The following is a 14,518-nucleotide window of genomic DNA, read 5'->3' on the forward strand; positions in this document are numbered from 1 at the left end:
CGAGATAAGGGAGGAGAAGCGTGGCGAACATCGGCAACCCGCCCTGCGACGAAGGCGTCATCCTCTCGGGTAAGGGGGCGGCGCCGTGCGCGCCGAGCTCGGGACCCTGGATCCTCGCCGCCACGATCATAGGCTCGGCGATGGCGTTTATCGACAGCACCGTCGTCAACGTGGCGCTGCCGCAGATCCAGACGCGCCTCGACGCGACCGCCGTCGACGCCCAGTGGATCGTCGAGGCCTACGCGCTCTTTCTCGCCGCCCTCATCCTCGTCGGCGGCTCGCTCGGCGACCATTACGGGCGGCGCAGGATCTACTCCCTGGGGATCGCCGTCTTCGCCGTAGCCTCCGTCGCGTGCGGCCTCGCCCAGGACCCCACGCAGCTTATAATCGCCCGCGCCGCCCAGGGCATCGGCGGGGCGCTCCTCGTGCCGGGCTCCCTCGCGATCATCAGCGCCTCCTTCGAGGGCGAGGCGCGCGGCAAGGCGATCGGGACGTGGTCGGGCTTCTCCGGGATCACGGCGGCCATCGGCCCCGTCCTCGGCGGCTACCTCGTCGAAAACGTCTCCTGGCGGGCGGCCTTCCTCATCAACGTGCCGCTCGCGGCGCTCGTGCTCTACCTCGTCGCCCGCCACGTCCCGGAGAGCCGCGACCCGGACGCGCGCAAGCTCGACGTACCCGGCGCGGTGCTCGCCACCGTCGGCCTCGGCGGGATCGTGTACGGCCTGATCGAATCGACGAGCCGCGGCTTCGGAGACGGGCTGGTCCTCGGCGCCCTCGCCCTCGGCGTCGCCTCCCTCGTCGCGTTCGTCTTCGTCGAGAGGCGCTCCCACGAGCCGATGATGCCCCTCTCCCTGTTCAAGAGCCGCAACTTCTCGGGGGCGAACCTCCTGACGCTGCTCCTGTACGCCGGCCTCGGGGCTCGCTGTACTTTCTGCCGTTCAACCTCATCCAGGTACACGGTTACTCCGCGACCGCCGCGGGCGCGGCCTTTCTCCCGTTCATCGTCGTCACGTTCCTCCTCAGCCGTTGGGCCGGCGGGCTCGTGACGCGCTACGGGGCGAGGCTGCCCCTGATCGTAGGCCCCCTCGTCGCCGCCGTGGGCTTCGTCCTCTTCGCCCTCCCCGGCACCGGGGGCTCCTACTGGACCACCTTCTTCCCGGCCGTCCTGGTGCAGGGCCTCGGAATGTCGCTCGTCATAGCGCCCCTGACCACGACCGCCCTGAACTCCGTCGAGGGGCGCCACTCGGGGCTCGCCTCGGGGGTGAACAACGCGGTCTCCAGGACGGCGGGGCTCCTCGCGATCCCGATCCTGGGCATCCTGGTCTTCGCCGCCTTCTCCAGCGGCCTCGACTCCCGCGTAGACGGGCTGGGCCTACCCACGGAAGCTCGCCAGCAGCTCGAAGAGCGCAAGGTCGACCTCGCGGGGCGGAGACGCCGGCGGGCCTCGGGCGGGGCAGGCGGCGGCCGTCGAAGAGGCCGTCGACGAGTCGTTCGTCGGGGCGTTCCGCCTGATCATGCTCGTCGCCGCCGGTCTCGCCGTCGCGAGCGCGGTCGCCGCCGCGGTGATGATCGAGGGGAAGGGCCGCCCCGAAGGCGTCGGAGAGGCGAGCCCCACCGAGCCGGGGACCGCCCCGGCGTGAAGCAGAACGCTCGCGAGCAACCCCCGTCCGTCCGGCCGCTAGAGGCCCATCTGCCACGTCCTGATCGCCTCTACCGGGTAGATCAGCATCAGGACGTTGAGGAGCAGGCTGTCCCTGATCCAGGCGATCAGCACGACCTCCATGACGAGAAAGAGCGCGAGCGTCCGGCGGGCGCCGAGGTGGTAGGCGAGCACGAACCCGAGCGCGCACGCGGCCATGTCGCCGAGCGAGTTCACGATCGCGTCGCCCTCGTAGCCGAGCGCGGCCGTCCCCTCCCTATAGCGCCGGATCACGTACTCCGAGTTCTCGACGATCTCCCAGACGCCCTCGAGGGCCACCGCGAGCGAGAGACGCCAGGACAACGCGAGCGAGCCCGCCAGAGGGGCCAGCAGCCCGTAGAACACGAACCCGTGCAGCACGTGCGTGAGGCTGTACGGGTCGGAGAGGTGCTGCGAGGTGTCCGAGCTCGCGGGCTCCCCCGACCACGGAAGGAGGTAGCCGCAAGAACACCACCACAAACGCCCCTGGCTCTGCAGCCCGTACACGGTCCCGGCCACGGCGGCGGCCGCAACGAGCCACGGCAAAATTCTCCTCACCCCCGGCAGGATATGCGCTCGGCGTTTGCCCGTCCACACGCAGCACGGGAGGGACGGCGAGCGCCCGCGCTGGCCCCGTCCGGCAGGAGCTCCTCTGCACGATCGCTCGTAGACCCGGCTCCGGCACGCAGCACCCGTCGGGCGAAGCCGGGAGCCCGCCCGTGACCGCCCCGGAGGTCCGCGTCGTCCGCGATTGGCACGAGGCCCTGAACGCCGGGGACGCGGATCTTCTCGTGGCGCTCTCCCACCCGGACGTCGAGGTCGGCGGGCCGCGAGGGACCGGCCGGGGCGCGCAACTCCTGCGCGAATGGGTCGCTCGCTCGGGAGTACGCATCGAGCCGAGGCGCATCTTCCACCGGGCGGGGACGGTGGTAGTCGAGGGCGACGCGAGCTGGCGCGACGCGGGTACCGGTCAGACGACCGGGGAACAGACCGTAGGCTCCGTCTTCGCCTTCCGCGACGGCCGGGTCACGCGGGTGGTCCGTCACCCCGACCTCGCGAGCGCGCTCCTCGCGGCGGGCATGGACGAGTCGAACGAGGCGCGGCCGGACGGCTAGCAGCGGCTAGCCGTCCGGCCCCCGACCACGGAAGGAGAGCAGCATGCAAACGTGCACGCACCTGGACCAGATCAACGAGGTCTCGCCCTCGGCGAACGGCTGCGAGGAGTGCCTGGCGACGGGCGACACCTGGGTCCACCTCCGGGAGTGCCTGATCTGCGGCCACGTAGGTTGCTGCGACTCGAGCAAGAACAAGCACGCGACGAAACACTTCCACGCCGAGGGACACCCGCTCGTCCGGAGCTTCGAGCCCGGCGAGGCCTGGATCTTCTGCTACGTGGACAACGTCGTGATGGAGCCGAGAAGTTAGAGGCGAGAAGGCGAACCTGCCCGAAAGATCCGGGGACGCGGAGACCACGCCTCCCCGTCGGACGAGCCGATCACCCCGCTCGTACCGGGACGCCCGCAGGCACGAGAGGAGGGAGCGGCACCCGTGACCTTGTTCGGGTCCATCCTCAGCCAGGTTTTGGAACGCGTTCTCGAGCTCCCGCCGGCGCGGACCCGCAAGATCGAGGTCACGCGAAACCTGCGCGTGCCGATGCGCGACGGGGTCGTGCTGTTGGCCGACCGCTATGCGCCCGAGGACGGCGGGGCGGGAGACGCAGCGGAGCTCCCCACGGTGCTCGTGCGCTCCCCCTACGGCAAGGGAGGCCTGCACTCGGTAATGTACGGACGGCCGTTCGCCGAGCGGGGCTACGAGGTCGTCATCCAGAGCTGCCGGGGGACGGAACACTCGGGAGGCATTCTCGACCCGTTCCGCCAGGAGGCGGCCGACGGCCTGGACACGCTCGTGTGGCTCGGGCGCCAGCCTTGGGCCGGGGACGTCGTGACCACCGGGCCGAGCTACCTGGGCTTCAGCCAGTGGGCGCTAGCCTCGGCGCTGGCCTCCGTGCCGGACGACGGCTCGTGGGAGGGCATCCCGCGGCCGAGGGCGATGGCGGTGCAGCTCGCCCCCTCCGACTTCCGTGAGCCGGTCTACGAGGGCGGCTCGTTCGCGCTCCACACGTTCCTGCGCTGGACGAGGCAGCGGTGGAACTTCGAGCGCGACGAGCCCCTACACCTCGTCCGGGCCTTCGGGCGGGTGCTCCTCGGGGTGGAGGGGCGCGCGGTCGGCCGCGCCGAAGCCCGCCTGCCGCTCGGCGACCTCGACCGATGGGCGACCGGCCGAAGGGTCGACTACTGGCAGGGCTGGCTCGAGCACGACGCCCCGCACGATCCTTGGTGGGACTCGGCCCGCCACGGCGACGCCGTCGCCGGGATCACCGCCCCGGTGCACCTCTTGGGCGGCAGGTACGACCTGTTCCTGCCGGGGCTGCTACGGGACTACGCGAGGTTGCGGGACGCCGGTAGGCAGCCCCGGCTAACGATCGGTCCCTGGGCGCACGAGGACCCGGCGTGGGTGCCCGTCGCCACCCGCGAGGCGCTCGCCTTCTTCGACACCCACGCGAAGGGCGAGCGCGGCAGGCTCCGGGATACCCCGGTCCGAGTCCACGTGGGCGGGGCCGAGGAATGGCGAGACTACCCCGACTTCCCGCCCCCGGGCGTCCGAGCGGAACGCTGGCATCTGCACGGCGGACACCTCCTGGCGCGCGAGGCACCGGGGGACTCGCCGCCCGAGGGCTACCGCTACGACCCGGCCGACCCGACGCCGTCCGTCGGCGGCCCGCTTTTTGGTCGCGGTGCCGGACCGCGGGACAACCGCGCCCTGGAGGCCCGGCCCGACGTGCTGACGTACACGAGCGAGCCGTTGGGTCGGAACCTGGAGGTAGTGGGGCCGGTGGAGGCCGAGCTGTGGGTGAGATCTAGCCTCGCGCACGCCGACTTCTTCGCCCGCCTCTGCGACGTCGAGCCGTCGGGCAGGTCCGTCAACGTCTCGGACGCGCTCCTGCGCGTCTCCCCCGGTCGCCCCGAGCCCGAAGAAGACGAGACGCTACAGCTGAGGATCGAGCTTTGGCCGACGGCGCACAGCTTCCGGCGAGGGCATCGCCTCAGGGTCCAGATCTCCAGCGGTGCCCACCCCCGCCTCGCGAGGAACACCGGCAGCGGCGAGCCACTGGCGGCGGCAACGAAGCTCGTGGCCGCCGCCCAACAGGTCTTCCACGATCCACTCCATCCCTCTGCGGTGGTCCTGAGCGTCCTCGCTTAGCCAAGCTCCTCTGCGCTCCCCATGAACACACGGCGCTTGGCAGGCTTAAGTTTTCTCGTGCTCTATCCGATAACTGGTCGGTAAAGCATCGAAGGGAGGGACCCAATATGACGACATCCATTGCGGAGCGGACGGCGGGAGAGGTTACTGCGGAGAAGGGGGCGCAGCCCGGCGACGTCACCGGCCGCTCGGAGGACTTCGGGGGGCTCCTCCTCGACCTCTACGACGAGTTCGGGCGTGCCCTGGAGGCCGGCGAACTCGCATGGTGTGCCGTGCTCGACGGGCTCCTCATCCCGAGGGTGGAGGCGCAGATCCTCGCTTAGTTCGTGAACTGAGGGCCAGGAGTTCTGCGGGGACGGTCGAAAGAGGAGGCTCCGTCGTGGGAGAAGGCAAGACTTACACTTTGAGGCGCGAGTGCGCCTGCGGGGAGCCCTACGAGGTCGCCTACCTCTATGCTCCGGTCCGCCCCCGCGCATCACCTACGCCTCCCGGAAGCAATGCCCTCCTGCGGCCGCTACAGGCTGGACCCCGCGCGAAGGAGGGGCGGGCGCTTCGACCCCCGCTACGAGCGGTCCTAGAAAACGACTTCGGAGGACGACGCGAGACGCGGGCAGGACGGGGACAACGCCAAAGTGCTCATCCTGGATCCCGCCTCGCGTGAGGTCGGCTTCGGCATAATGATTGGGAGGTACGCCTCCGAATGCGGTACGACGACGTACGTCTCGGGCTCCAGCACCCTCCCGTAGCGCGCTCGACGCGCCTCACGGCCGCCAGGCATGAGGTCGTTACCTTTTCGTTGCCGATGCGTTACCGCTCTGTTACCCCAACGGCGTACAACGATGACACGGACCCGGCGCCACCCCCTTCCTCTTTCCTTTCCCCGCTATTACCGGCGTCGGGTCCGTCCCATCACGACACCGACCGTCGCTCCGCCGATCTCAGACGCGCACGCGCCTGTTAGCACCAGCAGGGCAAGCCGGCACGCCAGACAGGCGCCGTCGAGCCGCCTCTGTCTACGCGTACGCGGCTGGGAAATATCGCTGGCTAGGGGTAAACAACACCGCGCTGGGGACCTTCGAGGGCGTCGAAGCCGGTACGTCCCGGCTCGCGCCGGGTGGCGCATTACTTACGGTCCCCTTACTCCCCCTGCACCCGGAAGCGCCAGCCACGCCACGCGGCCTCTGAGACCGGATCGAAGGGCACTCTTCGCCCGCGCCGGTCTCGGCCTCCAGTCGCAAACACCGGTACTCGCCGGGCGAGGCTTCGTCGGGGACGACGGCGGAGAGGGTAACCCTGCTGAATTCGTCGCCCGCTCTGCTCACGAAGGAGCGGCGCCGCCTCGGGACCTTCCGGAGGAGTCGTCCCGCAGCGTGATCTCGCGGCACGCGCGAGCCCCGTCCCCACCGCGTCGTCGGCCCGGAAGACCGCGAGCACCTCCTCCAGGTCCGCGTCGTGCCGCAAGGAACCCATCTCGATCCCCACGACGTCCCCGGCACGAAACCGGGCCCGACGGGCACCTCCCTCGTGCGCTCCTCCATCGACCGTCCCTCCTTCGCCTCGTCCCGCCAGAAACCCCCGTGCTCCGACCGCACGGCTACCCCCTTCGGGTCCTCGATCGCGACGAGGACCCCGCAAAGGCCGGGCCGGTGACCGACGGAGGGTGTGGGGCTGCCCACGGAGGGGGGCTGGGTAGGCGCCCGCGTGCGACCCGACCTTGCTTCTTTTGTATCACTCACCATGGGCTCGCGCCCGCTTCTCGCGCCGCTTTGTCGCGGGAACACGAGCGGTGGTGGAGCGAGGAGGCGCGGAGCACAAGGCGTGGAGCGGGTCCCGACGCTCCCGGCACCCCTTCGAGCGGCTACGCCGGAGCGTAGCCCGAGGGAGACGCTACTGGTCGCAGGATCATCGGGTCCCCGGCAGGCGCGCGACCCGCAAGGCGGCGCATACGAGGGCCGCGGCCATGATCGCGGCGCTCGCCACGCACCACTGGCAGACGGCCCCGATCACGAAGAGCTCCAGGTAGGTCAGGTACGCGCTGAAGAGCGTCCCCACCAGGGTCAGGAGCAGACCGAGGTAGACGCCCACCTGCCCCCTCTGGGTCGCCGAGAGCAGGAGGCCGGCGTACGCGGCCAGACCGAGCACCGGCACCGGCGCGCCGAGGATCTCGGCGTAAGGGCTGGTCTGCACCGCGAGGCAGCCCGTGCTCCCGGCGGCGCAGACGGGCGCCGTCCCCACGAGGTGCACCCACGTGAGGTAGGCGCTGATCACGAATCCGGCGGCGGCCAGAGCGGCGAGCGCCGCGCGCAGGGGTCCGCCGTTCGTTCTGCTCCTTGCGTCGTCGGCCATGCTACCCGCGCGCCTCTTCGATGGCCTCCGCGACCTCCTCGAAGTCCCTCGCTCCCTCGAGCACCTCGTCGCCCCCGGGGCCGCTCACGATCAGGGTGGGCGTGGAGTCCACGCCGCGGGCCCCGGCCTCGGCCCGGACGTCCTCAAGCTCCGAGCCCGCCGAGCCGCTCGCGCGCAGATCGTTCCACGGACCCGGGTCGAGGCCCGGGGTCTGCCGGGCCAGCCGCTCGAGGAGCGCGTCGGTGACGTAGCCCGTGTTCTCCGCGCCCTGATTCTCGAAGAGCAGCGAGTGGTACTGCCAGTAGAGGTCCTGCTCGGCGGCGGCGAGCGCCGCCCTCGCGGCTTCGAGCGAGTCCTCGCCGAGAAAGGCCATCGGCCGGGACTCGACCCTGACCTCCCCGCTCCTGACGTACTCTCGCACCACGTCCGGGAGGACCTCACGGCCGAACCTGCCGCAGAATGGGCACTGGAAGTCCTCGTAGACGGAGACGGTCACGGGCGCCTCCGCTTCGCCCAGCGTCGTTCCGTCCTGGGGTATCCCGGCGTAGAGCTCTTCGGGGCTGCCTGCGTGGCCTGCGCCCAACTGGCTCAAAGCCACCAACAGGCCCGTCACGAGGACGGCCGTCCCCAGGGTAAGGGCGAGTAGTAACCGCCGGGAGCCCGGCGGAACGGTCCTGGTCATGCATCTCTCCTCTCGCGAGTACTCGAGTCGGGAGCGCAGCCGCGCGGGAATGCCCCGGGCGATTCGATCGCTCGAGAGATGCGGCGGCGGTTCCCTTATGGGATGGACGGTGAGACCCGGCAAGGGCAGGTGATACGAGGCGTCCTCGACGCCAGGAGCGCCCTGCTCGGGCTTCGCCTAGCGCCGGGGCGGAGGGACTTCCGGAGGGAGATCTATGCCAAGAAGGACTTCGGTACTCCAGGGCGTAAGCGAGAATCGGGCTGCGTAGGGGTGGAGAACACCCGGAACCACGACGAGGGCGGCGACCACGAAAGAAACCCCGGAACCGGCGACGCCGCTGGCCCCCGGCCCGGCGCCGTGTGCCGGGTAAGAGACCTCGGGACATCCGCCGCCTTCGCAATAGCCGGCGGCATCCAACTGGGGGTACAAGGCGACGAAGGCCGCGACCAGAAGCGCGAACAGCAAGTACCGGATGGCGACCCTGAATCTCACAGCGCAGAGATTGTACATGCCCCGATAAACCCCTCGTTGGCAACGGCGGCAGGTCGGCGCGCAAAAAGGTGCCGCCAGGCAGCATAATGCTACCGTTGCGTACCTTGGGACGGGGGGGAGACGACGAGACCCACCAGGATCTTCCGAGCATCGAAGACGACGCGGCCGGCGGCGGTCGCGTCCGCGACCGCTGGCACGGCTCCCTGGAGCCCGGGGACGACCCCTGGTCCATCGTCCTCGCTGCCCCTCGCCCCGGGCTTCCCGACGAGCATCCGCCCCGAGCGTCCGGGTCCGCTGAGAAGCTGGCCCATTTGAGCGAGGCGCCGCGTCCTGGCCCGCCGGTACGCTGCCTTTACGGCGTAAGAACTTAGGAAGGGGAGCAGGTTGGCCCTGGCGTCGGTTGCGCACCGCGGAGATTACAGAGAAGGCAGGTCGTTGGGGCTCTTCCCGTCCTGCCTGCTCGCCCTGGCGCTGATACTCGCCCAGCCCGTCTCCTACTTCGCCTGGTTCGAGGGGGAGCACGTCACCCTCGAGCAGGCAAAGCTCCACGACGAGGCCATCGGGAGCGGGAACCTCCACCACCACGGCCTCGGGTCGAAGGCCGTCCCCGGGTTCGGCGGGGCCCAGGGACGTCCCGTGGCGGACCTGGACGCCTCGACCCCCGACCTGGCGCCGACGGCGAACCTGGCGGCGCTCTCCCCCGACTCCCTGAAGAGCGTCCCGGTCGAGAAGACCGCGTCGCCGCATCGGGCGGACGACGCACGGCCCCTGTTCCGGCAGGCGAGCGCCCTCGCGAACCAGCACTTCCCCTCCGTCCCTCACAGGCCCCCGATCTTCCCGGCCTAGGGCCCGGCCTCCGTCCGGGCTCGACGAGGCGAAACGGAAGGAACCGAAGAGGAAGGAAGAAGATGCTTAGAGCTTTGTTCCGGCTTGCCCTCCTGGGCTCGCTGATGACGCTGGCCGCCTCCGGGGTGGCCTGGGCGCACGTGGAGATCTCCCCGGCCGAAGTCCCCCAGGGCAGCTCGCAGGAGCTCGTCGTGGAGGTCCCGAACGAGTCCGACGTGGCTTACACGGATCTCGAACTCCGCGTCCCCGAGGGCTTCGAGGTCGTGGACGCGAGCGCGCCCGAAGGCTTCGAGGTCACGGCGGACGCCGGCACGATCGCGTGGTCGGGCGGCTCGGTCCCCGCGGGCGAGGCCGCGCAGTTCACCTTCGTCGCCCAGGCTTCCGGCGAGCCCGGCGACTACGCGTTCGCGGCCATCCAGACCTACGAGGACGGCGAGGTCGCCGAATGGACGGGCGCGGCCGATTCCGAAGATCCCGCCCCGGTGGTCGCGATCTCCGCGAGCGGGGCGGTCTCCGGGGGGGCCGACGAGTCGCAACACGGCGACCCGGCCTCCGATACGGGCGCGATGCCCGAGACGGGCGGCCTCCCCCTGGGAGCGGTCGCGCTCGGCCTACTGGGCGCCGCGGCAGCGGGCGCCCTATTGATGAGCAGGAGGCGCGGCATCTAGCACCGCACAGGAGGGGACGGCAAAGGGCCGGGGCGTTTTTCGCGCCCCGGCCCCCGGCAAAACACCCAAGAGTGGGTTGTCCCCGAACCTCCTAGTACGAGAACGAGCAGCCGGACATCGCCGCCGTCACGGAGGCGACGGTGTTCCGTTCGGACGAACCGAAGGAGGGAGGGGGACCGGAGCGTGAGCTCTCCGGTCCCCCTCCCGGTGGTTACGGTTCGGGTTCCCCGGCCAAGACCGAAACGTACGCGAACACCGCGCCCTTCCAAGCGCGAGAGCCGAGCCGTAACACGCTCACGTCTTGGGGCTGTGGCCGAAGGCCCGTCCCGGCCGCGCGCGGCGTCCGGCACGCGAGGCCGCAAGGGCGTCTCGGACGCGGCCGACCTAGCCTTTCGAGGAGGGGTTCGAGCCCGGGACAGACAGTACAATGACGCGTGCGTAGCGAAGGGGTAGGGGCTGGCGAGCTTACGGAGGGTTGGGAAGTGGCAGAGATCCGCGCGGTACTGGTCGATCCCGACGCCCCCGCCCGCCTGGCTCTCGGCGGCGTCCCGGCTCCCTCGCCCGACTCCTCGCAGGCCGTGGTCAGGGTCGCGGCGATCTCGCTCAACCGCGGCGAGGTGAACCGCGCGCAGGCGGCCGAGGCCGGCTTCAACCCCGGCTGGGACCTCGCCGGTACGGTCGAGAGGGCCGCCGCGGACGGCTCCGGCCCCGCCGAGGGCGCCAGGGTCGTCGGGCTGAAATCCTCCGGGGCCTGGGCCGAGAACGTCGCCGTCCCGACCGTCGCCCTCGCCGAGCTGCCGGACAACGTCTCCTTCGCCGAGGCCGCGACGCTCCCGGTCGCGGGGCTGACCGCGCTCTACGCCCTGGAGATGGGCGGCAACCTCCTGGGGCGGACGGTGCTCGTGACGGGCGCTTCGGGCGGGGCGGGGGATTTCGCGCTCCGGCTCGGGCGGCTCTCCGGCGGGCGCGTCGTCGCGCTGGTGCGGCGCGCCGAGCACGAGCCCATCGCCCGCGAGGCCGGGGCCGACGAGGTCGCCGTCGGCGACGGGGCGAAGGCGGCGGCGGGGTTCGGGCCGTACGACCTGATCCTGGACTCCGTCGGCGGCCCGGTGCTCGGCGAGGCCCTCTCCATGCTCGCCCCCGAGGGGACGTGCGTGGCCTTCGGCGGCTCGGCCTCCTACGGCGTCACCTTCGACGTCCGGGACTTCTACCTCACCGGCGGCGCGAAGGTCCACGGCTTCATCCTCTTCCACGAGGTCCTGTCGAGGCCGGCCTCCGTGGGGCTCGCCCGCCTGGCCTCCCTCGTCTCCGACGGGCGGCTCGCGCCGCGGGTAGAGGTGGAGGCGTCGTGGACGGAGGTCGGGCCCGTCGCGAAGCGGCTCCTCGACAGGGGCTTTACCGGCAAGGCCGTGCTGCACGTCGCGGGTTAAGGGGGAGGCCCGATGGAGCCCACGCGGCGTCTGATGGAGGAGTTGCGGCAGGTCCCGCTCCTGGAGGGGCTCGGCGACGAGGCGCTGGTGCGCGTCGCGCAGTCGGGGTCGGAGAAGTTCGTCCCGGCGGGCGAGATCAACGGCCGCGAGGGCCAGCCCGTCGACGACCTCTACATCATCCTGGAGGGCGACCTCAGGATCACGAAGACGGTGAGCGGCGGCGAGGTGACGATAAACACCTACACGCCCGGCGATTTCTTCGCCGAGGTCCCGCTCCTCGCCGGCACCCCCTTCCAGGCGACGGGGCGCGCGCTCACGGACGTTCGCCTCTTCCTGATCCCCGAGGACGAGTTTCGGCGAATGCTCAACTCCTACCCCTCCTTCGGCCAGAGGGTGCTGGAGACGATGGCCCAGCGCGTCCAGATCCTGCAATCCGTAGCCCAGCAGCGCGAGCGGCTCGAAGGGCTCGGCACCCTGGCCGCCGGCCTCGCCCACGAGCTGAACAACCCCGCCTCGGCCGCCCTCCGCGCCGCCGGCCGCCTCCGCGAGACCCTCAGGGAGTCGAACGAGCGGGGTCTGGGGCTGGCCCGCCTGGCGGCCTCGGGGCGCCTGGGGCCCGAAGGGCTCTCCGCGCTGGAGGCCGTCGCCGCCGAGGCGCAGGAGCGGGCGGCGAGCGGCGAGGGCCCCGCGCCGGGCCTGGGCCCCATCGAGCTCAACGACCGGGAGGACGAGGCGGCGGCGTGGCTCGAGGAGCGCGGCGTCGAGGAGGGGTGGGACCTCTCCCCGCCTTCGTCGGCGCGGGCCTGGACGTGGCGTGGCTCGAGGGCGCGGCCTCCCGGCTGCCCGAAGACGTTCTGCCCGAGGCAATGCGTTACCTGGGGGCGGTGCTCGGCGCGGCGGGTTTGATCGGGGAGGTCGAGGCGGGCTCCGCGCGCGTCTCGGCGCTCGTCGGGGCGGTGAAATCCTACTCCTACATGGACGAGGCCCCGCTCCAGGAGGTCGACGTCAACGAGGGCCTCGAGAGCACGCTCGCCGTGCTCGCCTACAAGCTCGACGGCGTGGAGATCACCCGCGAGTACGACCAGAGGCTGCCGCGCATCACCGCCTACGGCGGCGAGCTCAACCAGGCGTGGACCCAGATTCTGGACAACGCCGTGGACGCCGCTAGGTCGGGGCGCGGGCCCGAAGAGCGCGGAAGCGTGAAGCTCCGGACCACCTGCGAGCGCGACGGGGTGCTCGTCGAGGTCTCGGACGACGGGCCCGGCATCCCGGAGGCCCTCCGGGGCCGCATCTTCGAGCCTTTCTTCACCACGAAGGGCGTGGGCGAGGGGACGGGGCTCGGGCTGGACCTCAGCTACAGGGTGGTCGTCGGGCGCCACGGGGGCGACATCCGCGTCGAGTCGAGGCCGGGGGAGACGCGTTTCCAGGTCCGGCTGCCGCTGGCGGTCGAGGCGCCGGGCGACGCGGCGGGAGGTGCCGCGGAGGGCGCGGTGGAGGCGCGGTAGTGGAGCACATCGAGCTCGTCGTCTTCGGGCTGCTGGTAGCGGTGGCGGGGCTCGTCCTCATCGCCGACAAGCTGGAGGTTCCCTACCCCATCCTGCTGGTCCTCGGCGGCCTCGTCCTCGGCTTCGCGCCGGGGGTGCGCGGCCTGCACATCGAGCTCGAGCCCGAGCTGGTGCTCGTATTGTTCCTGCCGCCGCTGCTCTACTCCGCGGCGTTCTTCTCGTCGCTGCGCGACCTCCGGGCGAACATAAGGCCGATAGGGCTCCTCGCGGTCGGGCTGGTCCTGCTCACGGCCGTGGCGGTCGCCGCGGTGGCGCACTGGGTGATAGGGCTGCCCTGGGCCGTGGCGTTCGTGCTCGGCGGGATCCTCTCCCCCACCGACCCCGTGGCGGCGACCGCCATCGCCCAGAGGCTCGGGGTGCCGCGCAGGATCGTGACGCTCCTCGAAGGCGAGAGCCTCGTGAACGACGCCTCGGCGCTCGTCCTGTTCAGGATCGCCCTCGTCGTGGCCGGGGGGGCCGCCTTCTCTTTTCTGGACCTCGGCTACCGTTTCGTCGTCGGCGTCGCGATCGGGGTGGGCATAGGGCTCCTGGTCGGCTGGATCATCGTCGCCGTGCGCCGCCGGGTCGAGGACCCGCTCGTGGAGATCACCATAACCCTCTTCACGGGCTACGCCGCCTACCTGCCGGCCGAGGAGTTGAACAACTCCGAGATACTCCCGGCGTCCGCGGTGCTCGCGGCGGTTACGGTCGGCATCTACGTGGGCTGGCGCAACCCGTCCCTGACGTCGCCCCGCACGCGCCTGCAGGCGTTCTCGGTCTGGGAGACCGTGACGTTCCTGCTGAACTCGCTCCTGTTTATCCTCGTCGGGCTGCAACTGCCGGCCATCCTCGAAGAGCTCTCGGACGAGAACCTCTCCCTCGCCACCCTCGCCCTCTACGGCGCGCTCGTGAGCCTGGCGGTCATCCTGGCGCGCTTCCTCTGGGTCTTCCCGGCCACCTACGTCCCCCGCTGGCTGAGCCCCCGACTCAGGGAGCGCGACCCCTCGCCGCCGTGGCAGAACGTCATGGTGATCTCCTACGCCGGGATGCGCGGCGCGGTCTCACTGGCGGCGGCGCTCGCCGTCCCCGAGAGCATCGCCGCCCGCGACCTGATCCTCTTCCTCACCTTCTGCGTCATCCTCGTGACGGTGGTCGGGCAGGGGCTGACCCTCCAACCCCTGATCCGGTGGCTCGACATCCACGACGACGGGGCCTCCGAACGGGAGGAGATCAAGGCGCGCCTCGTCGCCGCCGAGGCCGCCCTGGACCGCATCGACGAGCTGGCGGAGGAGGGCTGGGTCCGCGAGGACACGGCCGAGAGGATGCGCGGCCTCTACGGCTACCGCCGCCGCCGCTTCGTGGCCCGCCACGTCGGCTCCTACGAGGACGGCGAGGAGGACCTCGAGGAACGCTCCTCGGACTTTCAACGCTTCCGCCGCGAACTCCTCGAAGCCGAGCGCGCGGCGGTCCTCCGCATGAGGAGCGAGGGGAAGATAGGGGACGAAGCGATGCGCAACGTCGAGCGCGACCTCGACCTCGAAGACGCGCGACTGGAGATCTGACGAAAGGAG

16 protein-coding genes and 1 pseudogene are annotated in these 14,518 nt (G+C 71.0%); 12 read left to right on the top strand and 5 right to left on the bottom strand.

The genetic code is table 11. From position 1 onward, the window contains the following. The first annotated feature begins 20 nt into the window (after positions 1–20). Together GBA65_RS23245 and GBA65_RS26540 are read left to right on the top strand one after the other, a co-directional pair. Entirely contained in the window at positions 21–1,046 is a 1,026-nt protein-coding gene (locus GBA65_RS23245) for an MFS transporter (RefSeq protein WP_207955763.1), read from the top strand. Further along, a pseudogene (locus GBA65_RS26540) lies at positions 947–1,240 on the top strand (MFS transporter); the annotation flags it as partial. The gene GBA65_RS23245 and the pseudogene GBA65_RS26540, both read left to right, overlap by 100 nt. Here the strand turns inward: GBA65_RS26540 and GBA65_RS23250 are convergent. From GBA65_RS23250 to GBA65_RS13315, 3 genes are read right to left on the bottom strand one after another with little or no spacing between them, the layout of a single operon-like run. Beyond that, a complete protein-coding gene (locus tag GBA65_RS23250) occupies positions 1,138–1,380 on the bottom strand; it encodes a hypothetical protein (protein ID WP_207955764.1) in 243 nt (80 codons plus the stop codon). The pseudogene GBA65_RS26540 and the gene GBA65_RS23250 overlap by 103 nt on opposite strands. Continuing rightward, positions 1,373–1,660 (bottom strand): hypothetical protein, encoded by a 288-nt coding sequence (locus GBA65_RS23255; protein ID WP_207955765.1) that lies wholly within the window; start codon positions 1,658–1,660, stop codon positions 1,373–1,375. The genes GBA65_RS23250 and GBA65_RS23255 overlap by 8 nt, the downstream gene beginning before the upstream one ends. A gap of 18 nt (positions 1,661–1,678) precedes the next feature. Then, positions 1,679–2,224 (bottom strand): DUF2585 family protein, encoded by a 546-nt coding sequence (locus GBA65_RS13315; RefSeq protein ID WP_166396959.1) that lies wholly within the window; start codon positions 2,222–2,224, stop codon positions 1,679–1,681. A 173-nt stretch (positions 2,225–2,397) separates the two neighbouring features. On the opposite strand from GBA65_RS13315, the gene GBA65_RS13320 reads away from it, so the two are divergent. From GBA65_RS13320 to GBA65_RS13335, 4 genes are all read left to right on the top strand, one after another. Further along, on the top strand, positions 2,398–2,793 hold the full coding sequence (locus tag GBA65_RS13320; protein WP_166396960.1) for a nuclear transport factor 2 family protein: 396 nt from the start codon (positions 2,398–2,400) through the stop codon (positions 2,791–2,793). Positions 2,794–2,836: 43 nt separating this feature from the next. Further along, a complete protein-coding gene (locus GBA65_RS13325; protein WP_166396961.1) occupies positions 2,837–3,103 on the top strand; it encodes a ubiquitin carboxyl-terminal hydrolase 14 in 267 nt (88 codons plus the stop codon). A gap of 123 nt (positions 3,104–3,226) precedes the next feature. Beyond that, the gene (locus GBA65_RS13330) at positions 3,227–4,939 is read left to right on the top strand and encodes a CocE/NonD family hydrolase (RefSeq protein WP_207955766.1); all 1,713 of its coding nucleotides are present in this window, start codon (positions 3,227–3,229) and stop codon (positions 4,937–4,939) included. A gap of 107 nt (positions 4,940–5,046) precedes the next feature. Next, a complete protein-coding gene (locus GBA65_RS13335; protein ID WP_166396962.1) occupies positions 5,047–5,262 on the top strand; it encodes a hypothetical protein in 216 nt (71 codons plus the stop codon). Positions 5,263–6,841: 1,579 nt separating this feature from the next. On the opposite strand, the gene GBA65_RS13340 is transcribed toward GBA65_RS13335, so the two are convergent. Next, positions 6,842–7,285: a vitamin K epoxide reductase family protein gene (locus GBA65_RS13340; RefSeq protein ID WP_166396963.1), complete on the bottom strand. Its 444-nt coding sequence runs from the start codon at positions 7,283–7,285 to the stop codon at positions 6,842–6,844. Position 7,286: 1 nt separating this feature from the next. Continuing rightward, on the bottom strand, positions 7,287–7,967 hold the full coding sequence (locus tag GBA65_RS13345) for a DsbA family protein (RefSeq protein WP_166396964.1): 681 nt from the start codon (positions 7,965–7,967) through the stop codon (positions 7,287–7,289). A 927-nt stretch (positions 7,968–8,894) separates the two neighbouring features. On the opposite strand from GBA65_RS13345, the gene GBA65_RS13350 reads away from it, so the two are divergent. The 6 genes from GBA65_RS13350 to GBA65_RS13375 all read left to right on the top strand — a co-directional run bounded on the left by GBA65_RS13350 (position 8,895) and on the right by GBA65_RS13375 (position 14,509). Beyond that, positions 8,895–9,305 (top strand): hypothetical protein, encoded by a 411-nt coding sequence (locus GBA65_RS13350; RefSeq protein WP_166396965.1) that lies wholly within the window; start codon positions 8,895–8,897, stop codon positions 9,303–9,305. 62 nt (positions 9,306–9,367) lie between these two features. Further along, positions 9,368–9,973: a DUF1775 domain-containing protein gene (locus GBA65_RS13355; protein ID WP_166396966.1), complete on the top strand. Its 606-nt coding sequence runs from the start codon at positions 9,368–9,370 to the stop codon at positions 9,971–9,973. A 482-nt stretch (positions 9,974–10,455) separates the two neighbouring features. Further along, positions 10,456–11,403: a zinc-binding dehydrogenase gene (locus GBA65_RS13360; RefSeq protein WP_166396967.1), complete on the top strand. Its 948-nt coding sequence runs from the start codon at positions 10,456–10,458 to the stop codon at positions 11,401–11,403. Positions 11,404–11,415: 12 nt separating this feature from the next. Beyond that, positions 11,416–12,309: a Crp/Fnr family transcriptional regulator gene (locus tag GBA65_RS13365; protein WP_166396968.1), complete on the top strand. Its 894-nt coding sequence runs from the start codon at positions 11,416–11,418 to the stop codon at positions 12,307–12,309. Next, positions 12,270–12,908 (top strand): sensor histidine kinase, encoded by a 639-nt coding sequence (locus GBA65_RS13370; RefSeq protein ID WP_166396969.1) that lies wholly within the window; start codon positions 12,270–12,272, stop codon positions 12,906–12,908. The genes GBA65_RS13365 and GBA65_RS13370 overlap by 40 nt, the downstream gene beginning before the upstream one ends. After that, positions 12,908–14,509 carry a Na+/H+ antiporter gene (locus GBA65_RS13375; protein WP_166396970.1) on the top strand — a complete coding sequence of 534 codons (1,602 nt, stop codon included), beginning with the start codon at positions 12,908–12,910 and terminating at the stop codon, positions 14,507–14,509. Before GBA65_RS13370 ends, GBA65_RS13375 begins: the two co-directional genes overlap by 1 nt. The last annotated feature ends 9 nt before the right edge of the window (positions 14,510–14,518 follow it).

Source organism: Rubrobacter marinus (assembly GCF_011492965.1).
In the GTDB taxonomy this organism is placed as follows: domain Bacteria; phylum Actinomycetota; class Rubrobacteria; order Rubrobacterales; family Rubrobacteraceae; genus Rubrobacter_F; species Rubrobacter_F marinus.